The sequence below is a fragment of the Pseudomonas sp. PS01300 genome, from assembly GCF_029960155.1.
GTDB lineage: Bacteria > Pseudomonadota > Gammaproteobacteria > Pseudomonadales > Pseudomonadaceae > Aquipseudomonas > Aquipseudomonas palmensis.
In genome coordinates, this window is sequence record NZ_JASCPN010000001.1 from 180,973 (window position 1) to 203,729 (window position 22,757).

General features: G+C 63.8%; 19 protein-coding genes. All 19 read right to left on the reverse strand.

From position 1 onward, the window contains the following. Nucleotides 1–91: 91 nt before the first annotated feature. The 19 genes from ispD to uppS all read right to left on the reverse strand — a co-directional run bounded on the left by ispD (nt 92) and on the right by uppS (nt 22,739). Entirely contained in the window at nt 92–802 is a 711-nt protein-coding gene (gene ispD, locus QMX96_RS00920) for a 2-C-methyl-D-erythritol 4-phosphate cytidylyltransferase (protein ID WP_282360584.1), read from the reverse strand. Next, nucleotides 799–1,077 (reverse strand): cell division protein FtsB, encoded by a 279-nt coding sequence (gene ftsB, locus QMX96_RS00925; protein WP_043863271.1) that lies wholly within the window; start codon nt 1,075–1,077, stop codon nt 799–801. The genes ispD and ftsB overlap by 4 nt, the downstream gene beginning before the upstream one ends. Nucleotides 1,078–1,237: 160 nt before the next feature. Next, nucleotides 1,238–2,527, reverse strand: a complete 1,290-nt coding sequence (gene eno, locus QMX96_RS00930) for a phosphopyruvate hydratase (protein WP_043863270.1) — start codon at nt 2,525–2,527, stop codon at nt 1,238–1,240. Nucleotides 2,528–2,682: 155 nt separating this feature from the next. Continuing rightward, nucleotides 2,683–3,528 (reverse strand): 3-deoxy-8-phosphooctulonate synthase, encoded by an 846-nt coding sequence (kdsA, locus tag QMX96_RS00935; RefSeq protein ID WP_043863269.1) that lies wholly within the window; start codon nt 3,526–3,528, stop codon nt 2,683–2,685. 3 nt (nt 3,529–3,531) lie between these two features. Beyond that, complete coding sequence (locus QMX96_RS00940) at nt 3,532–5,160, reverse strand: CTP synthase (protein ID WP_043863268.1); 1,629 nt, start codon at nt 5,158–5,160, stop codon at nt 3,532–3,534. 271 nt (nt 5,161–5,431) lie between these two features. Then, a complete protein-coding gene (gene tilS / locus QMX96_RS00945) occupies nt 5,432–6,715 on the reverse strand; it encodes a tRNA lysidine(34) synthetase TilS (protein WP_058541491.1) in 1,284 nt (427 codons plus the stop codon). A 63-nt stretch (nt 6,716–6,778) separates the two neighbouring features. Next, on the reverse strand, nt 6,779–7,726 hold the full coding sequence (locus QMX96_RS00950) for an acetyl-CoA carboxylase carboxyltransferase subunit alpha (protein WP_043863266.1): 948 nt from the start codon (nt 7,724–7,726) through the stop codon (nt 6,779–6,781). A 106-nt stretch (nt 7,727–7,832) separates the two neighbouring features. Then, entirely contained in the window at nt 7,833–11,354 is a 3,522-nt protein-coding gene (gene dnaE / locus QMX96_RS00955; protein WP_058541490.1) for a DNA polymerase III subunit alpha, read from the reverse strand. A gap of 102 nt (nt 11,355–11,456) precedes the next feature. After that, complete coding sequence (gene rnhB, locus QMX96_RS00960; RefSeq protein ID WP_054914999.1) at nt 11,457–12,086, reverse strand: ribonuclease HII; 630 nt, start codon at nt 12,084–12,086, stop codon at nt 11,457–11,459. Further along, the gene (gene lpxB / locus QMX96_RS00965; RefSeq protein WP_282360596.1) at nt 12,087–13,214 is read right to left on the reverse strand and encodes a lipid-A-disaccharide synthase; all 1,128 of its coding nucleotides are present in this window, start codon (nt 13,212–13,214) and stop codon (nt 12,087–12,089) included. 1 nt (nt 13,215) lies between these two features. Beyond that, nucleotides 13,216–13,992: an acyl-ACP--UDP-N-acetylglucosamine O-acyltransferase gene (gene lpxA / locus QMX96_RS00970; RefSeq protein ID WP_043863262.1), complete on the reverse strand. Its 777-nt coding sequence runs from the start codon at nt 13,990–13,992 to the stop codon at nt 13,216–13,218. After that, entirely contained in the window at nt 13,989–14,429 is a 441-nt protein-coding gene (gene fabZ, locus QMX96_RS00975; RefSeq protein WP_038613986.1) for a 3-hydroxyacyl-ACP dehydratase FabZ, read from the reverse strand. Before fabZ ends, lpxA begins: the two co-directional genes overlap by 4 nt. 112 nt (nt 14,430–14,541) lie before the next feature. Next, nucleotides 14,542–15,597 carry a UDP-3-O-(3-hydroxymyristoyl)glucosamine N-acyltransferase gene (lpxD, locus tag QMX96_RS00980; protein ID WP_043863261.1) on the reverse strand — a complete coding sequence of 352 codons (1,056 nt, stop codon included), beginning with the start codon at nt 15,595–15,597 and terminating at the stop codon, nt 14,542–14,544. Nucleotides 15,598–15,599: 2 nt separating this feature from the next. After that, on the reverse strand, nt 15,600–16,103 hold the full coding sequence (locus tag QMX96_RS00985; protein WP_043863260.1) for an OmpH family outer membrane protein: 504 nt from the start codon (nt 16,101–16,103) through the stop codon (nt 15,600–15,602). Between the two features lie 45 nt (nt 16,104–16,148). Beyond that, nucleotides 16,149–18,497: an outer membrane protein assembly factor BamA gene (bamA, locus tag QMX96_RS00990; RefSeq protein ID WP_275730922.1), complete on the reverse strand. Its 2,349-nt coding sequence runs from the start codon at nt 18,495–18,497 to the stop codon at nt 16,149–16,151. Nucleotides 18,498–18,571: 74 nt separating this feature from the next. Continuing rightward, nucleotides 18,572–19,924 carry an RIP metalloprotease RseP gene (gene rseP / locus QMX96_RS00995; protein ID WP_282360602.1) on the reverse strand — a complete coding sequence of 451 codons (1,353 nt, stop codon included), beginning with the start codon at nt 19,922–19,924 and terminating at the stop codon, nt 18,572–18,574. A 57-nt stretch (nt 19,925–19,981) separates the two neighbouring features. Further along, nucleotides 19,982–21,172 (reverse strand): 1-deoxy-D-xylulose-5-phosphate reductoisomerase, encoded by a 1,191-nt coding sequence (gene ispC / locus QMX96_RS01000; RefSeq protein WP_043863257.1) that lies wholly within the window; start codon nt 21,170–21,172, stop codon nt 19,982–19,984. Then, entirely contained in the window at nt 21,169–21,984 is an 816-nt protein-coding gene (locus QMX96_RS01005; RefSeq protein ID WP_054915002.1) for a phosphatidate cytidylyltransferase, read from the reverse strand. The genes ispC and QMX96_RS01005 overlap by 4 nt, the downstream gene beginning before the upstream one ends. Then, the gene (gene uppS / locus QMX96_RS01010; protein ID WP_043863255.1) at nt 21,984–22,739 is read right to left on the reverse strand and encodes a polyprenyl diphosphate synthase; all 756 of its coding nucleotides are present in this window, start codon (nt 22,737–22,739) and stop codon (nt 21,984–21,986) included. The genes QMX96_RS01005 and uppS overlap by 1 nt, the downstream gene beginning before the upstream one ends. Nucleotides 22,740–22,757 lie beyond the last annotated feature (18 nt).

The window sequence follows — 22,757 nt, forward strand, 5'->3', positions numbered from 1 at the left end:
ACGTCGCGGGCTCCCACAGGCAGTTCACCAGCCCCTGAACGTGCTGCAGTCCCTTGTGTGGGCTGGCTTGCCAGCGAATGGGCCACCGCGGTCAATTGCCGCGATGAGCCCAGCGCTGTCTCAGCCACTCCAGGTCTTCCGGTCGCGTCACCTTGATATTGTCGTTGCGCCCTTCGACCAGGCGCGGCGCCTGCCCCGACCATTCGATGGCAGACGCCTCGTCGGTGATCGCCACGTCCGCCACCAGGCTGTCTGCCAGCGCACGGTGCAATGCCCCCAGGCGGAACATCTGCGGGGTGTACGCCTGCCACACCGTGCTGCGGTCGATAGTGGCGCTTACCCGCCCGTTGGCATCGGCACGCTTGAGCGTGTCGCGCGCCGGCACCGCCAGCAGCCCGCCCACCGGATCATTCGCCAGCTCGCCCAGCAGGCGGTCAAGGTCGTCGCGCGCCAGGTTCGGCCGCGCCGCATCGTGCACCAGCACCCAGTCGTTGTCGGCCGCGCCCTGGGCGTGCAGCAGCAGCAAGGCGTTGAGCACCGAATCGGCACGCTCGCGCCCACCTGCCGCACGCTGGATGCGCGTATCGCTGGCGCAGGCCAGGCCCGGCCAGTAAGGGTCGTCGGCAGCAATGCTGACCACCACGCCCTTGAGGCATGGATGGTCGAGAAAACAGTCGAGGCTATGCTCGAGAATCGTCCGCCCGCCCAGTTGCAGGTACTGCTTGGGACGGTCGGCCGCCATGCGGGCACCAACACCCGCGGCAGGAATCACTGCCCAGAAGGCAGGCAGGGACGCCGTCATTGGGCCAACTGGTAGAGGGTTTCACCCTCCTTGACCATACCCAGCTCATGACGAGCGCGTTCTTCGACGGTTTCCATACCTTTCTTCAACTCCAGCACTTCGGCATCAAGCACGCGATTACGCTCCAGCAGACGCTCGTTTTCAGCGTGCTGGTCGGCGATCTGCTGCTTGAGGTCGGCAACCTGGGCCAGGCTGCCGTTGCCCACCCACAGACGGTACTGCAGGCCACCCAGCAACAGGAGCAAGACGAGGAACAACCAATAGGGACTACGCATCAGGGTATCCACTGGAAAAAGGCCGCCCGTGCACAAGGGGCTGATGGCACGAAGCCTGACCGAAGCCAGGCTTTGTGGGGAAAGCACTTGCTGCACAGGGTTGCTGAAAGATTAGCTGCGTCTTTCAGCCTCACACTGCGGCCTTTTTACCATCTCTGGCTTAGCCGCGAAACTCGCCGCGACCACGGTACACAGCCTTGCTGCCCAGTTGCTCTTCGATACGCAGCAATTGGTTGTACTTGGAGACGCGGTCGGAGCGGCACAGCGAACCGGTCTTGATCTGGCCGGCAGCGGTACCCACGGCCAGGTCGGCAATGGTCGAATCTTCGGTTTCGCCCGAACGGTGCGAGATCACCGCGGTGTAACCGGCGGCCTTGGCCATCTGGATGGCTTCCAGGGTTTCGGTCAGGGTGCCGATCTGGTTGAACTTGATCAGGATCGAGTTGGCGATCTTCTTGTCGATGCCTTCCTTCAGGATCTTGGTGTTGGTCACGAACAGGTCGTCACCGACCAGTTGCACCTTGTCGCCGATCTTGTCGGTCAGGATCTTCCAGCCAGCCCAGTCGGACTCGTCCAGGCCGTCTTCGATCGAGATGATCGGGAAACGCTCGGTCAGGCCCTTGAGGTAGTCGGCAAAACCGGCTGCGTCGAACGACTTGCCTTCACCGGACAGGTTGTACTTGCCGTCCTCGTAGAACTCGCTGGCCGCACAGTCCAGCGCCAGGGTCACGTCGGTGCCCAGGGTGTAGCCGGCGTTGGCGATGGCTTCGGCGATGGCCGACAGCGCGTCTTCGTTGGAAGCCAGGTTAGGTGCGAAACCACCCTCGTCACCCACGGCGGTGTTCAGGCCACGGGCCTTCAGTACTGCCTTGAGGTGGTGGAAGATCTCGGTGCCCATGCGCAGCGCGTCGGAGAAGGTCTTGGCGCCGACCGGCTGCACCATGAACTCCTGGATGTCGACGTTGTTGTCGGCGTGCTCGCCGCCGTTGATGATGTTCATCATCGGGACCGGCATCGAGTACTGGCCAGGGGTGCCATTGAGGTTTGCGATGTGCGCGTACAGCGGCAGGTCCTGGTCCTGTGCAGCGGCCTTGGCGGCAGCCAGGGACACGGCGAGGATGGCGTTGGCGCCCAGGTTGCCTTTGTTTTCAGTACCGTCGAGCTTGATCATCGCCAGGTCGAGCGCTTTCTGCTCGACCGGGTCCTTGCCCAGCAGCAGGTCGCGGATCGGGCCGTTGATGTTGGCGACGGCCTTCAGTACGCCCTTGCCCATGTAACGGCTCTTGTCGCCATCACGCAGCTCCAGCGCTTCGCGCGAGCCAGTGGAAGCACCCGACGGCGCACAGGCGCTGCCGATGATGCCGTTGTCGAGCAGTACGTCCGCTTCGACGGTAGGGTTACCGCGCGAATCGAGAACTTCACGACCTTTGATGTCGACGATTTTTGCCATTGTTGTAAGCACTCCAGAATTGACGAAAACAACGCAGCTGAGAAAAAAACCGGGTCCGTCACAGGCGGTCGGCGCACGGGCAGGCCTGACGAGGACAAGCCCCTGACCCGGGGGTCAGGGGATGAACGGGCGGTACTTTACCGGAGAATCGAGGTTTACGCGGTTTCTACCGTCGGAAAACTCTTGACCAGTTCGTCCAATTGCTTGAGCTGGGCCAGGAATGGCTCCAGTTTGTCCAGGCGCAGGGCGCACGGGCCGTCGCACTTGGCATTGTCTGGGTCCGGGTGGGCCTCGAGGAACAGGCCCGCCAGCCCCTGACTGAGGCCGGCCTTGGCCAGGTCGGTGACCTGGGCACGGCGGCCACCTGCGGAATCGGCGCGACCACCCGGCATCTGCAGGGCATGGGTCACGTCGAAGAACACCGGGTACTCGAACTGCTTCATGATGCCGAAGCCGAGCATGTCCACCACCAGGTTGTTGTAGCCGAAGCTCGAACCACGCTCGCAGAGGATCAGTTGGTCGTTGCCGGCCTCTTCGCACTTGCTCAGGATGTGCTTCATCTCCTGGGGTGCGAGGAACTGCGCCTTCTTGATGTTGATCACCGCGCCGGTTTTGGCCATCGCGACAACAAGATCAGTCTGGCGCGACAGGAAGGCCGGCAGCTGGATGATGTCGCACACGTCGGCCACGGCCTGCGCCTGGTGCGGCTCGTGCACGTCGGTGATCACCGGCACGTTGAAGGTGCGCTTGATCTCTTCGAAGATCTTCATCCCCTCTTCCAGGCCAGGGCCGCGGTAGGAGTTGATCGACGAACGGTTGGCCTTGTCGAAGCTGGCCTTGAACACGTAGGGGATACCGAGCTTCTCGGTAACCCGCACGTACTCTTCGCAGACCTTCAGGGCCAGGTCACGGGATTCCAGCACGTTCATGCCGCCGAACAGGACGAACGGCTTGTCGTTGGCGATCTCGATGTTACCGACGCGAATGATCTTCTGGGTCATGGATCAGGCCTTGTTCTTTTGAGCCAATGCAGCTTTGACGAAGCCGCTGAACAGCGGGTGGCCGTCACGCGGGGTAGAGGTGAACTCCGGGTGGAACTGGCAGGCCACGAACCACGGATGGTCCTTGGACTCGACCACTTCGACCAGTGCGCCGTCGCCGGAACGACCCGAGACCACCAGGCCCGCCTCGATCAGTTGCGGCAGCAGGTTGTTGTTGACCTCGTAGCGGTGACGGTGACGCTCGACGATCACGTCCTTGGCGTAGCAGTCGTGCACCTTGGAGCCGCTTTGCAGCTGGCACTCCTGGGCGCCCAGACGCATGGTGCCGCCAAGGTCCGAGGCTTCGGTACGGGTCTCGACCGCGCCGGTGGCATCTTCCCACTCGGTGATCAGGCCCACCACCGGGTGACCGCTGGCGCGATCGAACTCGGTGGAGTTGGCGTCCTTCCAGCCCATCACGTTGCGGGCGAATTCGATGACCGCCACCTGCATGCCCAGGCAGATACCCAGGTAAGGCACCTTGTTCTCGCGAGCGTATTGAACGGCAGTGATCTTGCCTTCCACGCCGCGCAGGCCGAAACCGCCCGGTACCAGGATGGCGTCCACGCCTTCGAGCAGGCCGGTGCCCTGGTTCTCGATGTCTTCGGAGTCGATGTAGCGCAGGTTGACCTTGGTGCGGTTGCTGATGCCGGCATGGCTCATCGCTTCGATCAGCGACTTGTAGGCATCGAGCAGTTCCATGTACTTGCCGACCATGGCGATGGTGACTTCGTGCTCGGGGTTGAGCTTGGCATCGACCACCGCGTCCCACTCGGACAGGTCGGCGCTGCCGCACTGCAGGCCGAAACGCTCGACGACGAAGTCGTCCAGGCCCTGGGAGTGCAGGATGCCCGGGATCTTGTAGATGGTGTCGGCGTCTTCCAGCGCGATCACCGCACGTTCTTCAACGTTGGTGAACTGCGCGATCTTGCGGCGCGACGAGCTGTCGATCGGGTGATCGGAACGGCACACCAGCACGTCCGGCTGCAGGCCGATGGAGCGCAGCTCCTTGACCGAGTGCTGGGTAGGCTTGGTCTTGGTCTCGCCGGCGGTGGCGATGTACGGCACCAGGGTCAGGTGCATCAGCATCGCGCGCTTGGCGCCCACTTCGAAGCGCAGCTGGCGGATGGCCTCAAGGAACGGTTGCGACTCGATGTCACCCACGGTACCGCCGATCTCGACCATGGCCACGTCGGCATCGCCGGCGCCCTTGATGATGCGGCGCTTGATTTCGTCGGTGATGTGCGGGATCACCTGGATGGTGGCACCCAGGTAGTCACCACGGCGCTCCTTGCGCAGCACGTGCTCGTACACGCGGCCGGTGGTGAAGTTGTTGTTCTGGGTCATGGTCGTGCGGATGAACCGCTCGTAGTGGCCCAGGTCCAGGTCGGTCTCGGCGCCGTCGTGGGTGACGAACACTTCACCGTGCTGGAACGGGCTCATGGTGCCCGGGTCGACGTTGATGTACGGGTCCAGCTTGAGCATGGTGACCTTGAGCCCCCGCGCCTCCAGGATGGCCGCCAATGAAGCCGAGGCAATGCCTTTCCCCAATGAAGAAACAACACCGCCCGTGACGAATATGTAGCGCGTCATGAAAAACCCTAGAAGTCTGCGTTAAAGCGGTCAGTGCCGCCGGGGAAAGCGAAGGAAGGCCGAAGCCCCCGATCACCTGCGTCAATCACAGTGCATCTTAAAAAACTGCCGCGCCTGGTCAGACCGGGGGTTGAAAACCCGGTAAGGAGCTCGCTAAACATTTTTAGAATCGCCCAGCAAAAAACTGCTTGGTAATCGGCAACTGCCGTGATTCAGATGAAGTCACAGAAGTTGTATCAAGAAGGGAGCGTAGTCTACCGGAATGTCCCTTTCATCTCAAACCTTGCGCGCTTGTCGGTACGCACCAGTGCAGTTGCCCGTCGGCAAGCCCCAGCCCCGGCAGGTTGGCCACCGCCAGCAACTGCCCGTCGCGGTACAGCAGCGGCACGCGCTGGCGGGCGAACAAGGGTAGCTGGCGCTCGTTGAGCAACCGCTTGAGGTCGCGATGGCCTCTGCCCTCGACCGCCATCCTCTCGCCGCCCTGGCGATAGCGCACCTGCAGCGGGCCCTGCGGCAACCTGCCGCTGAGTGTCAACTGGCCATTACCGGGCAGTGCAAGCGGCTGGCGCGGGTCGAGCCAAGGCACCGGCTGCGCCGGCGGCGTGAGCCAGTGCGCATCCAGCCAGTAGATGCGCAGGCCACTGCGGTGCAGCTCGCCATCGGCCAGGCGCCATACAGGACGCCCTTCGCCGCCGGCATCGCGCACGTCTTCCCAACCCGACCAGTGGCGGGTGTCCGGCAGGCGCGTGCGCGCCGCCAGCCAGTACTGCAGGGCGTTGCGCTGGCGTGCCGGGGACAGTTGGCGCAGCACCTCCAGATCCAGCGACGGGCAGCCCAACCAGGCGAAGGCATCAGGGGTCGAGGCTTGTGCGAGGTCCTGCTGCGCCACTTCATCGAGCAGGCCCTGCGCCTCGGCCAGGTGCGCGGCGCTGCGCGCCAGGCTGCGCGACGCCTGGGGCCAGCGTCGGGTCAGCGCCGGCAGCACCTGGTGGCGCAGGTAGTTGCGCGAGAACTGGGTGTCATCGTTGCTGGGGTCTTCTATCCAGTGCAGGCCATGCGCGGTGGCGTAGGCCAGCAGTTCATCACGCGGGGTATCCAGCAAGGGTCGCAGCAGGCTGCCCTGCCCCAGCGCCCGCTGCGCCGGCATCCCCGACAGGCCACGCAGGCCGGCCCCGCGCAACAGCCGAAACAGCAGCGTCTCGGCCTGGTCGTCGCGGTGCTGGCCGGTCAGCAGCAGTTCGCCCGGGCGCAGGGCCTGGGCGAAGGCTGCATAGCGCGCGTCCCGGGCGCCCTGCTCCAGGCTGGCGCCAGGGGCGACGTGCACATGGATGATGTCCAGCGGTACGCCCAGGCTGTCGCACAGGCGCTGGCAGTGGGCCGGCCACGCATCGGCAGCGGCTTGCAGACCGTGGTGGACATGGAGGGCACGAAGGGGCGCAGCCGGCTGTTGGGCCAGCAGGTGCAGCAGCACGGTGGAGTCGAGGCCGCCAGAGAGGGCGACGCACCAGCCGGTAGCTTGGTGCCAGGGGGACAGGGTGTTGCGCAGGTCGATCATCGGTGGCCCTTCGCCGGCAAAGCCGGCTCCTACAGAAGCGAAAGGGCCACCGATGAGTTCAGATCAGAGCCCGTAGCTCATCAGGCGATCATAACGGCGCTTGAGCAGCGCGTCGTTGTCGAACGCCTTGAGCATGTCCAACTGCTCGATCAGCGAAGCGCGGATGTTGGCCGAGGCCGCCGCCGGGTCACGGTGTGCGCCGCCCAGTGGTTCGCCGATCACCTTGTCGACGATACCCAGGCCCTTGAGGCGCTCGGCCGTGATGCCCATCGCTTCGGCTGCGTCAGCAGCCTTCTCGGCAGTCTTCCACAGGATCGAGGCGCAGCCTTCCGGCGAAATCACCGCGTAGGTGGAGTACTGCAGCATGTTCAGCTGGTCGCAAACGCCGATGGCCAGTGCACCGCCCGAACCGCCTTCGCCGATCACGGTGGCGATGATCGGCGTTTTCAGGCGAGCCATCACGCGCAGGTTCCAGGCAATCGCTTCGCTCTGGTTGCGCTCTTCGGCGTCGATGCCGGGGTAGGCGCCCGGGGTGTCGATGAAGGTCAGGATCGGCATCTTGAAGCGTTCGGCCATTTCCATCAGGCGGCACGCCTTGCGGTAGCCTTCAGGGCGTGGCATGCCGAAGTTGCGGCGTACCTTCTCGCGCACTTCACGGCCTTTCTGATGACCGATCACCATCACCGGCTGGTCGTCCAGGCGGGCGATGCCGCCAACGATCGCGGCGTCGTCGGAGAAGTGGCGGTCGCCATGCAGCTCGTCGAACTCGGTGAAGATGTGGTCGATGTAGTCCAGGGTGTACGGACGACGCGGGTGACGCGCCAGGCGCGCGATCTGCCAGCTGGTCAGGTTGCCGAAAATGCTCTCGGTCAGCGTGCTGCTCTTGTCTTGCAGACGGGCGATTTCATCGCCGATGTTCAGCGAGTTGTCATTGCCGACCAGGCGCAGCTCTTCGATCTTGGCTTGCAGGTCAGCAATCGGCTGTTCGAAATCCAGAAAATTCGGGTTCATAGGCATCCGTCTTGGGTCGACGGCCAGGCGGCCGGCCGGTTGATCCGTTTGGCGCCCTACCTTAAGGGATCAGGCGCATTCAGGTCGAGATTAAAAATTCATCAATTCATCGATATTGCAGGAAGACGTTCTCACGCCCGAACTGGTCACGCAGGGCCTGAATCAGTCCGTCCGCGGGGTCGATGCGCCAACCTTCGCCAAACTGCAGCAGGGCGCGCGCATCGTTGCCGGTGTATTCCATGCTGATCGGGCACGCGCCGCGATGGCGCTTGAACAGCTCGCCCAGCCACGCCAGGCGGTCGCCCTTGAGGGCGTCGGCATGGATCTTCAGGCGCAGGCTTTCGGCCAGGTTGGTACGTGCATCTTCCATGCTCATCACACGCTTGACCCGCAGGCGCAGGCCACCGGAGAAGTCGTCATTGCTGACCTCCCCTTCGACCACCACCATCGCGTCGGTCTGCAGCAACGGCTGCGCGGCCATGAACGCATCGGCAAACAGCGACGCCTCGATGCGCCCGGAGCGGTCGTCGAGGGTCACGAAGCCCATCTTGTCGCCCTTCTTGTTCTTCATCACGCGCAGCGCAATGATCATGCCGGCCACGGTCTGGGTATCGCGGGCCGGCTTGAGGTCGATGATGCGCTGACGGGCGAAACGGCGGATCTCGCCTTCGTACTCGTCGATCGGGTGGCCGGTCAGGTACAGGCCCAGGGTGTCCTTCTCGCCGCGCAGGCGTTCCTTGAGGGTCAGCTCGCGGGCGTTGCGGTGGTTGGCATAGACGTCGGCGTCGGCCTCCACGAACAACCCGCCGAACAGGTCCGAGTGCCCGCTGTCGTGGGTGCGTGCGGTCTGTTCGGCCGACTTGATCGCCTCTTCCATCGCCCCCAGCAGCACCGCGCGATTACGGTCGATGTTGGCCTGGTAGGCCTTGATTTCGTCGTGGAAGAACGGCCCCAGGCGGTCCAGCGCACCGCTGCGGATCAATGCATCGAGGGTGCGCTTGTTGATGCGTTTGAGGTCGACCCGCTCGCAGAAGTCGAACAGGTCTTTGAACGGCCCGCTGCTGCGCGCCTCGACGATCGCGTCGACAGGGCCCTCGCCCACGCCCTTGATCGCGCCCAGGCCATACACGATGCGGCCGTCGTCGTTGACCGTGAACTTGAAGTCGGAGGTGTTCACATCCGGTGCATCGAGGCGCAGCTTCATGCTGCGCACTTCCTCGATCAGGGTCACCACCTTGTCGGTGTTGTGCATATCCGCCGACAGTACCGCAGCCATGAACGCGGCCGGGTGATGGGTCTTGAGCCAGGCGGTCTGGTACGACACCAGGCCGTAGGCGGCGGAGTGGGACTTGTTGAAGCCGTAACCGGCGAACTTTTCCACCAGATCGAAGATGTTGCCCGCCAGGTCCGGGTCGATGTTGTTGGTGGCGCAGCCTTCGATGAAACCGCCACGCTGCTTGGCCATTTCCTCGGGCTTCTTCTTGCCCATCGCCCGGCGCAGCATGTCCGCACCGCCAAGGGTGTAGCCGGCCATCACCTGGGCGATCTGCATCACCTGTTCCTGGTACAGGATGATGCCGTAGGTCGGCGCCAGTACCGGCTTGAGGCCTTCGTACTGGTAGTCGGAGTGCGGGTAGGCCAGCTCGGCGCGGCCGTGCTTGCGGTTGATGAAGTCGTCCACCATGCCCGATTGCAGTGGGCCCGGGCGGAACAGTGCCACCAGTGCGATAAGGTCTTCCAGGCAGTCGGGCTTGAGCTTCTTGATCAGCTCCTTCATGCCGCGCGACTCGAGCTGGAATACCGCAGTGGTCTCGGCCTTCTGCAGCAGGTCGTAGGTCTTCTTGTCGTCCAGCGGGATGAAGTCGATGTTCAGGTCCGGCAGGCCGGCTTTGGCCTGCTCGCGGTTGATCGTCTCCATTGCCCACTTGATGATGGTCAGGGTACGCAGGCCGAGGAAGTCGAACTTCACCAGGCCGGCCGCCTCCACGTCATCCTTGTCGAACTGGGTTACCAGGCCGCCGCCCTCTTCGTCACAGGCAATCGGCGAGAAGTCGGTGAGTTTGGTCGGCGCGATGACCACGCCACCGGCGTGCTTGCCGGTGCCCCGGGTAACGCCCTCGAGCTTGAGGGCCATGTCCCAGATTTCCTTGGCATCCTCGTCGGTCTTGAGGAAGTCGCGCAGCATTTCCTCCTGCTCGTAGGCCTTCTCCAGGGTCATGCCGACTTCGAACGGAATCATCTTCGACAGGCGGTCGGCCAGGCCGTAGGACTTGCCCTGCACCCGCGCCACGTCACGCACCACCGCCTTGGCCGCCATGGTGCCGAAGGTGATGATCTGGCTCACCGCATTGCGCCCGTAGGCGTCGGCCACGTACTCGATCACGCGGTCGCGACCGTCCATGCAGAAGTCGACGTCGAAGTCGGGCATCGAGACCCGTTCAGGGTTGAGGAAACGTTCGAACAGCAGGTCGTAGGCCAGCGGGTCGAGGTCGGTGATCTTCAGCACGTAGGCCACCAGCGAGCCGGCACCCGACCCCCGGCCCGGACCTACCGGCACGCCGTTGTTCTTGGCCCACTTGATGAAGTCCATAACGATCAGGAAGTAACCGGGGAAGCCCATCTGGATGATGATGTCCAGCTCGAACTTCAGCCGGTCGAGGTAGACCTGGCGCTTCTCTTCATAGTTGGGCGTGGTGTCCTTGGGCCAGAGCACCGCCAGGCGCTCTTCCAGGCCTTCATGGGACACATGGCGCAGGTATTCGTCGATGCCCATGCCGTTGGGCGTGGGGAAGTCGGGCAGGAAGTGCTTGCCCAGCTGCACCTCGATGTTGCAGCGCTTGGCGATCTCGACCGTGTTGGCCAGGGCGTCGGGCAGGTCGCTGAACAGCTCGGCCATTTCTTCCGGGCTTTTCAGGTACTGCTGGTCGCTGTAGTTGCGCGAACGCCGCGGATCGTCCAGGGCACGGCCTTCGCCGATGCACACCCGGGTTTCGTGGGCGTCGTAGTCGGTCTGCTTGATGAAGCGCACGTCGTTGGTGGCCACCAGCGGCGCGCCCAGGCGGTCGGCAAGGGCCACGGCGGCGTGCAGGTACTCTTCGTCGCCGCTGCGGTTGGTGCGCTGCACCTCGACATAGAAGCGATCGGGGAACATCGCCATCCAGTCGCGCAGCAGGGCCTCGGCTTCCTGCGGGTTGTTGCCCAGCAGTGCCATGCCGATATCGCCTTCCCTGGCCGCCGACAAGGCGATCAGGCCCTCGCTGGCCGGGGCGATCCACTCGCGTTCGATGACCACCACGCCATTGCGCTGGCCGTCCATCCAGCCACGGGAGATCAGCTCGGTGAGGTTGCGGTAGCCCTTGGCGTTCATCGCCAACAGGCAGATGCGCGACAGCGGCAGGTCGGGGTCGGCGTTGGACAGCCACAGGTCGGCCCCGCAGATCGGCTTGATCCCGCTGCCCATGGCGGTCTTGTAGAACTTGACCAGCGAGCACATGTTGCTCTGGTCGGTGACGGCCACCGCCGGCATGTTCATCCCGGCCAGGGCCTTGACCAGCGGCTTGATCCGCACCAGGCCATCGACCAGCGAGAATTCGGTGTGCAGGCGAAGATGAACGAAAGAAGCCGACATGATGATCCTATAGCAGCACAAAACAACAAGGCCCGGATTGTACCGGGCCTCGATCAAAACTACAGCCTGCGCGGGAGTGGTCAGGCTGAACGGGGGTTGCCTCTACACCGGCAACAGGCCGTTGGCCTGCAGGCCACGGGCCTCGAATGCAGCCCGTACCGGGGCGAACGAGCGCCGGTGAATCGGCGTAGGGCCAAGCCGGGCCAGGGCTTCAAGGTGCAGCGGGGTCGGGTAGCCCTTGTGCCCGCCGATGCCGTAGCCAGGGTAGATCAGCTCGAAGGCAGCCATTTCCCGGTCACGGGTCACCTTGGCCAGGATAGAGGCCGCAGCGATGGCCGGCACCTGGCTGTCACCCTTGACCACCGGCGCCGATGGCACGTTGAGCTTGGGGCAACGGTTGCCGTCGATCAGTGCCAGCTTGGGCGTGATGTGCAGGCCTTCGACCGCGCGCTGCATGGCCAGCATGGTGGCATGCAGAATGTTCAACTGGTCGATCTCGTCGACCTCGGCGCGGGCGATGTGAAAGCTCAGGGCCTTCTCGCAGATCTCGTCGAAGAGCTTTTCGCGGCGCGCCTCGGTGAGCTTTTTCGAATCGTTCAGGCCCAGGATCGGCCGGCTCGGGTCGAGGATCACGGCAGCGGTCACCACCGCGCCACACAGCGGGCCGCGGCCGACTTCGTCAACCCCGGCGACCAGGTCTTCGACCAGGTTGAAATCCAGTCCGATTTGCATTTATCGATGTTCCAGCAAGGCCAGTACCGCGTCGGCTGCCTGGTTGGAGGCATCGCGGCGCAGGGTACGGTGAATCTGATCGAAGCTCTCGGTCTGCTGCTCGCCACCATTCACCAGTGGTGCCAGGGTCTGCGCCAGGGCCTCGCTGGTGGCGGCCTCCTGCAGCAGTTCGGGCACCAGCAGGCGCTGGGCCAGCAGGTTGGGCAGCGATACATAAGGGCTTTTGACCAGGCGCTTGAGAATCCAGTAGGTCACCGGGGCCACGCGGTACGCCACCACCATGGGTCGCTTGAACAACAGCGCCTCCAGGGTAGCGGTGCCCGAGGCGATCAATACCGCATCGCAGGCCGCCAGGGCCTGGTGCGACTGGCCGTCGAGCAGGGTCAGTGGCAGGTCGCGGCCTTCGAGCATCTGTTCGAGCTGGGCACGGCGCACCGGGTTGGCGCAGGGCGAGACGAAGCGCACCCCCGGCACCAGCTCGCGAAGCCGCTGTGCGGTATCCAGAAACAGTGCACCCAGGCGCCCTACTTCGCCGCCACGGCTGCCTGGCATCAGGGCCACCAAGGGTCCGTCGGGCAGGCCCAGCGCTTCACGCGCTGCAGTGCGGTCGGCCTGCAGCGGGATGGTATCGGCCAGCGGGTGGCCGACGAAACGCACCGGCACGCCCTGCTCTTCATAGAACCGCGCCTCGAACGGAAACAGCGTGAGCATCAGGTCGCAGCCTTCGCGGATCTTCAGCACACGCTTCTGCCGCCAGGCCCATACCGAAGGGCTGACGTAGTGCACGGTCTTGATGCCGGCCTGGCGCAGTTTCAGTTCGATGTTGAGGGTGAAGTCGGGCGCATCGATACCGATGAACACGTCCGGCTTCTGCTCGATCAGCGTCTGGATCAGCAGCTTGCGGCGCTTGAGCAGCTCGCGCAGGCGACCCAGCACTTCGACCAGGCCCATGACGGCCAGGCGCTCCATGGGAAAGTAGGAGCTCAGCCCCTCGGTTTCCATCAATGGGCCGCCGACGCCGATAAAGCGTACCTGCGGATGGCGGGCCTTGAGTGCACGCATCAGGCCGGCGCCAAGAATATCGCCGCTGGCTTCGCCTGCCACCAGCGCTACACAGAGTTGCGCCATGTCAGCGGGTGATGCCGCGGGCAGAGTTCTGGATCGACTTGACGAACAGGTCGACCTCGGGGAACTGCTGGGCGGGCTCGGCCAGTTCGGCGATGGCCTGGTCGACCGTCAGGTTCTGGCGATACACCACCTTGTAGGCGCGGCGCAGGGCATGGATAGCTTCATCGCTGAAACCGCGACGGCGCATGCCTTCGAAGTTCATGCTGCGCGCCTCGGCCGGGTTGCCGAACACGGTGACGAAGGCCGGCACATCCTTGCCGATGGCGGTACCCATGCCGGAAAAGCTGTGGGCGCCGATATGGCAGAACTGGTGCACCAGGGTAAACCCGGACAGTATCGCCCAGTCGCCCACATGCACATGCCCGGCCAGCGCGGTGTTGTTGACCAGGATGCAGTGGTTGCCGATCACGCTGTCGTGCCCGATATGGGCATAGGCCATGACCAGGTTGTGATCACCCAGGGTGGTTTCGCTACGGTCCTGCACGGTGCCACGGTGAATGGTCACGCCTTCGCGGATCACGTTGTGGTCGCCGATCACCAGGCGCGTCGGTTCACCCTTGTACTTGAGGTCAGGGGTGTCTTCGCCGACAGAGGCGAACTGGTAGATGCGGTTGTGCTTGCCGATGCGGGTCGGCCCTTTGAGAATCACATGCGGACCAATCACGGTCCCTTCCCCGATCTCGACCCCGGCACCGACGATCGACCATGGGCCGACCTCGACGCCGTCGGCAATCTTTGCCGATGGATCGATGATTGCCCGAGGGTCAATCAAACTCATAGTTTGCGTTCCGCGCAGATGATCTCGGCCGAGCATACCGGCTTGCCGTCCACCGACGCCTGGCACTCGAACTTCCAGATCTGGCGCTTGCAGCTGATGAACTTGGCTTCGAGGATCAGTTGATCACCCGGCAGCACCGGCTGGCGAAAGCGCAACTTGTCGGAACCGACGAAGTAGTACAGGGTACCGTCCGCGGGTTTGACGTCCAGCATCTTGAACCCGAGGATGCCGGCTGCCTGGGCCATCGCTTCGATGATCAGCACGCCGGGCATGATCGGGTGCGCCGGGAAGTGACCGTTGAAGAAAGGCTCGTTGATGCTGACATTCTTGTAGGCACGAATGCGCTGGGCCTCTACGTCCAAGTCCACCACCCGGTCCACCAGCAGGAACGGGTAACGGTGAGGCAAATATTCGCGAATCTCGTTGATGTCCATCATTTCGGGGGGAAGCCTGTAGTAAAGATAGGGAGCGCGCACGTTCAAGCGGCGCTCCTTTAGCAAATCAAGGAGCGCAGTCTAGCGGCTGGGCGCTCTTGATCAGGAAATGGTATCAGCCTTCTGATGAAGCTTTGTCGCCCGAGGTCACGGCCTCGAGTCGCTTTTCCACTTGTTGAAGACGTTTGGCCATCTCATCCAGCTGGCGAATGCGCGCGGCACTCTTGCGCCACTCACCCAGCGGCTGCATGGCCGTACCGGACGAATAGGCACCTGGCTCGGTGATGGAACGGGTGACCATGGTCATCCCGGAGACGAACACCCCATCACACACATCAATATGCCCGACCATGCCGACACCGCCGGCGATGGTGCAATGCTTGCCGATCTTGGTGCTGCCGGAAATACCGACACACGCGGCCATTGCCGTGTGGTCGCCGACCTGTACGTTATGGGCGATCTGGATCTGGTTGTCGAGTTTCACGCCATTGCCGATACGGGTATCGGCCAGTGCACCGCGGTCGATGGCGGTGTTCACGCCGATCTCGACATCGTCGCCGATGCTCACGCCGCCGATCTGGGCAATCTTCTGCCATACGCCCTTTTCATTGGCGAAACCGAAACCCTCCCCCCCCAGCACGGCGCCGGACTGGATCACCACACGCTTGCCGATATGCACATCGTGGTACAGCGTGACGCGCGGGGCCAGCCAGCCGCCTTCGCCGATCACGCTGCGCGCACCGATGAAGCAGTGGGCACCGATGGTCACGCCAGGGCCGATCTGCACCCCGCTTTCGATCACTGCACAGGCACCGATGCTGGCGCTGGCATCGACCTGTGCGTCTGCAGCCACCACGGCGCTGGGATGAACTCCCGCCACAGCCCTGGGCTTTGGATCGAACAGGTGGGAAACACGTGCGTAGGCCAGGTAGGGATCTGCAACGATCAGCGCGTGACCGGCAAAGCCTTCGGCATCGGCAGCCTTGAGCAGGACCGCAGCGGCCTTGCTCTCAGGCAGGAATTTGCGGTACTGCGGGTTGGCCAGGAAACTCAGTTGTCCCGGGCCAGCCTCGTGCAGGGTCGCAAGGCCAGTGATGTCGAGCTCCGCCGGGCCACTGAGGGTGGCCCCGAGGAACTCGGCCAGCTGGCCGAGTTTCATGGTCGCAGTCATGTTCAACGGGACTGGTTCATGCGCTCGATGACCTGGCGGGTGATGTCGTACTGAGGCTTGACATCAATGACCGCGCCACGCTCGAGTACCAGGTCGAAAGCACCCTTCTTGATCACTTCCTCCACTGCGCCGTCGAGCTTGGGCTTGAGCTGCTTGAGCATCTCGCGGTCGGCAACGGCCTTGGCTTCGTTCAGCTCCTTGGACTGGAACTGGAAGTCACGGGCCTTTTGCTTGAATTCAAGCTCCAGACGCTCGCGCTCGCCCTGGGCCATCTTGTCGCCACCCTTGACCAGACGGTCCTGGATGCCCTTGGCGCTGCTTTCCAGGTTTTTCAGCTTGGTCAGTTGCGGGCCGAATTTCTTCTCCGCATCGACCGCGTACTTCTTGGCCGCGTCCGATTCCAGCAGCGCCATCTGATAGTTCAGGACGGCAATTTTCATCTCGGCAAATGCCGGGGTCGCGATCAGGGTCGCAGCCAGTACAGCCAGTTGAGTCAACTTACGCACGATGCACTCCTACAGAATCCGTTGTCGTTTACGCGGGGCAGACCCTTAGAAGGTCTGGCCCAGAGAGAATTGGAACACCTGGGTATCGGCATCGTCCGGCTTCTTGACCGGCATCGCCAGGCTGAAGCTCAACGGGCCCAGTGCAGTAATCCAGGTCACGCCCAGGCCGACCGAACTGGCCAGGCCGCTGAGGCCGACCTTCTCGCAATCCGGCTTGGAGCCGCAGTTGGTGTCGAACACGTTACCCACGTCCCAGAAAACCGAGGTGCGCAGCGAACGCTGGTCCTTGACGAACGGCAGTGGGAACAGCAGTTCCACGCCGCCCTGCACCAGCACGTTGCCGCCGAACGGCAGTGGATCCTGGTCCGGGTCACGCGCAGTGCCAGGGTTGTTGCCTTTACTCGGGGTACTGCGCGGGCCCAGGCTGCTGTCCTTGAAGCCACGCACGGAGTTGAAGCCACCGGCGTAGTAGTTCTCGTAGAACGGCAGGCCCGAGGTGCTGCCGAAGCCGTCGCCGTAGCCCAGCTCGGTGTGCAGACGCAGGGTGTAGTCGTTGTTGATCGGCTTGAACAGCTGGCCACGGTAGTCAAGCTTGAAGAACGACAGGTCGCTGCCCGGGGTGGTCGCCTCGAGCACCAGGCTCTGGGAGTGACCACGGGTAGCCAGCACGCCCTTGTTCAGGGTGGACTCCGACCAGCCGGCCGATGCCTTGAAGTTCAGGTAGTTGTCGCCTTCCTTTTTGACGAAGTCGAAGATCTCGTCAACGGTGTAGCGACCGGTCTTGATCTTGTCCTGCTGGGCGGTGAGGCCGAAGGTCAGGCGCGAAGTCTCGCTGATCGGGTAGCCGACGCTGACGCCCGCACCCAGGCTGTCCACCGCATAGCTGGCCACGTCGACGTCGAGGTCGTCGTAGTCGGTGGTGCGGTAGAAGGCGTTGTAGCCAAGGCTCACGCCATCGGCAGTCCAGTAGGGGTCCACGAAGCCGAAGTTGTAGCGGCTCTGGTATTCGGAACGGGTCAGGCCGATGGAGACCTTGTTACCGGTACCCAGGAAGTTGTTCTGGCTGATCGAACCACCCAGGATCAGGCCGGCGCTCTGCGCGAAACCGACGCTGGCGGTGATCGAACCCGATGCCTGCTCTTCGACGCTGTAGTTCACGTCGACCTGGTCGTCGGTGCCCGGCACGGCAGGGGTCTCGACGTTGGCTTCCTTGAAGAAGCCCAGGCGCTCGAGGCGGGTCTTGGACTGGTCGATCAGGTAGGTCGATGCCCAGCCACCTTCCATCTGGCGCATCTCGCGGCGCAGCACTTCGTCCTCGGACTTGGTGTTGCCACGGAAGTTGATGCGGTTGACGTAGGCACGCTTGCCCGGGTCGACGACGAAGGTGATGTCGACGGTGTGGTCGTCATCGTGAGGCTGCGGCACGCCGTTGACGTTGGCGAAGGTATAGCCTTCGTTGCCCAGGCGGCGGGTGATCAGCTCGGAGGTGGTGGTCATCACCTTGCGCGAGAACACCTGGCCAGGCTGCACCAGCATCAGTGCCTTGACCTGGTCTTCCGGCACCTTCAGGTCGCCGGACAGCTTGACGTCACGAACGGTGTACTTCTCGCCCTCGTTGACGTTCACGGTGATGTAGACGTGCTTCTTGTCCGGGGTGATCGACACCTGGGTGGAGGCGATGTCCATGTTGATGTAGCCGCGGTCCAGGTAGTAGGAGCGCAGGCGCTCGAGGTCACCGGACAGTTTTTCGCGGGCATACTTGTCGTCGTTCTTGAAGAACGACAGCCAGTTGGTGGTCTTGAGTTCGAACAGGCTGGCCAGCTCGTCGTCGCTGAACTTGGTGTTGCCCACCACGTTGATGTGCTGGATGGCAGCGACGGTGCCTTCGTTGATCTTGATTTTCAGACCTACGCGGTTGCGCGGTTGCGGCACCACCTCGGCGTCGACCTCGGCCGAGTAGCGGCCCTGGGCCACGTACTGGCGCTGCAGCTCGTTGCGCACACCTTCGAGGGTGGCACGCTGGAAGATTTCACCTTCGGCCAGGCCCGACTGCTTCAGACCCTTCATCAGGTCTTCGGTGCTGATGGCCTTGTTGCCTTCGATCTCGATGCTCGAGACGGAAGGACGCTCGACCACGGTGATGATCAGGACGTTGCCGTCGCGACCCAGTTGGATGTCCTGGAAGAAGCCGGTCTTGAACAGCGCACGGGTGGAATCCACCAGGCGCCGATCATCGGCCTCGTCCCCAACGTTCAATGGCAAGGCGCCGAACACGCTGCCCGCGGAAACCCGCTGCAGACCATTGACACGAATATCGGAGATGGTGAAGGACTCGGCGTGAACTTCAGCGATCATCAGTACGGCGAGAACCGCAGTTAGCAGCAGACGTTTCATGAAGTCCTTTCTTATTCCAACTGGCAATAAACGACCCACCGCGGGACGCGGCAGGTTCGCAATTGAGCGAAGCGTTACAGTCGACCCAAATCGTTGATCAGGGCAAGCAACATCACCCCGACTACCAAACTGATACCGATCTGGACCCCCCAACCTTGCACCCGATCCGAAAGCGGACGACCACGCGCCCATTCGATCAGGTAAAACAGCAAATGCCCCCCATCCAGTACAGGAATGGGCAGCAAATTAAGAACCCCCAGGCTAATGCTCAGGTAGGCGAGGAAATTCAGGAAATCCCCAACGCCGGACTGGGCCGAAGCGCCCGCCACTTTAGCAATGGTTATCGGTCCGCTCAAGTTTTTTACCGAGAGCTCGCCGAACAGCATTTTCTTCAGCGAATCGAGGGTCAGCACGCTCATGTTCCAGGTGCGCGAAACACCCTCGCCCAGGCCCTGCAGCGGGCCATAACTGACCTCGCGCAACATGGCCGCAGGCCACTCCACCGGCGCCACGCCCGCCCCCAGGTAGCCACTGGCATTCTGGCCTTCGCCACGGCTGGCGAGGGTTACCGGCAACTCCAGCGTCGCCCCGTCACGCGCCACGCTCAGCACGATGCGGCTGCCGGCACGGCCGCGCACGGTGTCCACCACCTGCTGCCAATCGTCAAGCGCCTTGCCATCGAGTGCCAGCAGGCGGTCGCCGGTTTTCAGACCGGCGGCCTGGGCCGGCCCCTTGGGATCAAGTTCGGCCAGCACCGGCACCAGCGCCGGGCGCCATGGGCGGATGCCCAGGGAGCGGATCGGGTCGGGCTCGTCGGCACCCTTGAGCCAGGCATCGAGCTTGAGCACATGACTGCTGTCGGTGCCGGCACCCTCTTCACGCACGCTGACCTGCAGCGCACCGCTTTCACCCAGCCGGCGCACCAGCTGCAGGTTGACCGCTGCCCAGCCGTTGGTCGGCTTGCCGTCGACCGCGACGATCTCCTGGCCGGCGCTAAGGCCTGCGGCGGCCGCCAGGCTGCCAGCCTCGACCGCGCCGATGACCGGCCGCGCCTGCTGGCTGCCAAGCATGGCCAGTGCCCAGAAGAACACGATGGCCAGCAGAAAGTTGGCGATGGGGCCGGCGGCGACGATAGCGATGCGCTGGCGCACGCTCTTGCGGTTGAACGACTGCTCCAGCTGGTCGGCAGGCACTTCGCCTTCGCGCTCGTCGAGCATCTTCACGTAGCCGCCCAGGGGAATGGCGGCCACCACGAACTCGGTGCCATGGCGGTCATGCCAGCGTACCAGCGGCATGCCGAACCCTACGGAAAACCGCAAAACCTTGACGCCGCAGCGCCGCGCCACCCAGAAGTGACCGAACTCGTGAAAGGTGACCAGCACGCCCAATGCGACCAGGGTGCCGATAATCATGTAGAGCGCACTCATGTCTTTCTCCGAATAGCGTTCAGCGGGAGCGGGCGCAACCCGTGGCGACGTCGCACCTCAGACCCCGTGACGATCCAACCAGTGCCCGGCCAGGCTGCGTGCACGCTGGTCGGCTGCAAACACCGCCTCCAGCGTCGGCACGGCAACGACCGCTTCCTGGTTGAGCACGTGCTCGATGATACTCGGGATCTGCGGGAAGCGGATGCGCCGCTGAAGAAATGCCTCGACGGCCACTTCATTGGCCGCATTGAGCATCGCAGGGGCACTGTTGCCGGCGTCCGCCGCTTCACGCGCCAGGCGCAGACACGGAAAGCGCTGCTCGTCCGGCGCCTGGAAATCCAGGCGGGCAACGGCGAACAGGTCCAGCGGCGCCACACCCGAGTCGATGCGCTGCGGCCAGGCCAGGGCGTTGGCGATCGGCGTGCGCATGTCGGGGTTGCCCAACTGTGCCAGCACCGAACCATCGACGTAGTCGACCAGCGAGTGAATCACGCTTTGCGGGTGGACCACCACCTCGACCTGGGCAGGCCTGGCATCGAACAGCCAGCACGCCTCGATCAGCTCCAGGCCCTTGTTCATCATGCTGGCCGAGTCGACGGAGATCTTGCGCCCCATGGACCAGTTCGGGTGCGCACAGGCCTGCTCCGGGGTGACGTGCTCCAGCTCGGCCTGCGGCGTTTCACGAAACGGACCACCGGAGGCGGTCAGCAGGATGCGCCGCACACCCACCTGGGCCAGGCCGCGGGCATAGTCCCCAGGCAGGCACTGGAAGATCGCGTTGTGCTCGCTGTCGATCGGCAGCAGTACCGCACCACTGCGCTGCACGGCCTGCATGAACAGGGCGCCGGACATCACCAGCGCCTCCTTGTTGGCCAGCAGCACCTTCTTGCCCGCCTCCACTGCGGCCAGGGTCGGACGCAACCCCGCCGCACCGACGATGGCCGCCATCACCGCATCCACCTGCGGGTCGGCCGCCACCTGGCACAGGCCCTGCTCGCCCACCAGCACCTCGGTACTCGACCCCGCAGCACGCAGGTCGGCCTGCAACTGCTGCGCGGCCTCATCGCCCGGCACCACGGCAAACACCGGAGCATGGCGCAGGCACAGGGCCAGCAGCTCGCCCAGGCGCGAATAGCCGCTCAGGGCATAGGCCTGGTAGCGCTCGGGGTGACGGGCAATCACGTCCAGTGTGCTCAGGCCAATGGAGCCTGTAGCGCCCAGCACCGTGATCCGTTGCGGGCGGCTCACAGCGCGCCCCAGTTGGCGGCCCACAGCAGCACGGCAAACAGCGGGATGGCAGCCGTGAGGCTGTCGATGCGATCCAGTACCCCACCGTGCCCCGGCAGCAGGTTGCTGCTGTCCTTGATCCCGGAACGGCGCTTGAACATGCTTTCGGTCAGGTCGCCGACCACCGACACCAGTACCACGACGGCGGCACCGAACAGACCGAGGATCAGCTCGCCGGCGCTCCACTCGCGGGTCACGCCCACCACCGCCGTGATCACCAGGCTCAGCGCCAGGCCACCGTAGACACCTTCCCAGCTCTTGCCGGGGCTGACCTGCGGCGCCAGCTTGCGCTTGCCAAAGGCCCGGCCCGAGAAGTAGGCGCCGATATCGGCGCCCCATACCAGGACCATCACCGCCATGATCAGCCAGTTGCCCAGGGGCCAGTGCTTGATCAGCACCAGGCCTTGCCAGGCCGGCAACAGCACCAGCAGGCCGATCAGCAGGCGGCAGGCCACACTGGCCCACAGCTCGCTGGTACGCGGGTAGGTCAGCACCAGCCAGGTGGCCAGCGCCCACCACAGCACCGAAACGCCCAGCACCCAGGGTGCCAGCTCCGGCATCAGGTGCAGCAGCATCAGCAGGCCGGCGACCACCACGGCATAGGCAACCCGCAGGCCCTGGGCGATCAGCCCGGCCAGGCGGGCCCATTCCCAGGCCCCGAGGGTGACCACCAGGCCGATGAACAAGGCAAAGTTCGCCCCGTCGAGCAGGAAAAACCCGCACAGGGCAATCGGCAACAGAATCAGCGCAGTGATGATGCGTTGTTTAAGCATTAAGCACGGGCTCCAGCCTCGACCTGCTCGCTGGTTTTACCGAAGCGGCGCTGGCGCGAAGCGAAATCGGCCAATGCAGTGCGCATGGCCTCGTGTTTGAAGTCCGGCCAGAACAGGTCGGAGAAATACAGCTCGGCGTACGCCAGCTGCCACAGCAGGAAGTTGCTGATGCGGTGCTCGCCACCGGTGCGGATGCACAGGTCGGGCAACGGCAGATCGCCTGTCGCCAGGCACGGCTGCAGCAACTCGGGGGTGATGTCTTCCGGGCGCAGATGCCCGGCCTGCACTTCACGCGCCAGGCGCTGGGCGGCCTGGGCGATATCCCACTGACCACCGTAGTTGGCGGCGATCTGCAGGATGAAGCGATTGCTGCCTGCGGTCAGCGCCTCGGCCTCGCGCATGGCAGCCTGCAACTCAGGGTGAAAGCGTGAGCGATCACCGATGATGCGCAGGCTGATGTTGTTCTCGTTGAGCCGCCTGGCCTCGCGACGCAGCGCCGAGAAGAACAGCTCCATCAGCGCACCGACCTCGTCGGCCGGGCGCTGCCAGTTCTCGCTGGAGAACGCGAACAGGGTCAGGACCTCGACCTTGGCCTCGGCGCACACCTCGATGACCGCGCGCACCGCATCCACGCCTGCCTTGTGCCCGGCAACGCCGGGCAACAGGCGCTTCTTCGCCCAGCGATTATTTCCATCCATGATGATCGCGACATGGCGCGGCACCGATGGAGGCACACCCTGCTTGGTCTTTTCCATTGAAAAAAGTCCCGGCCC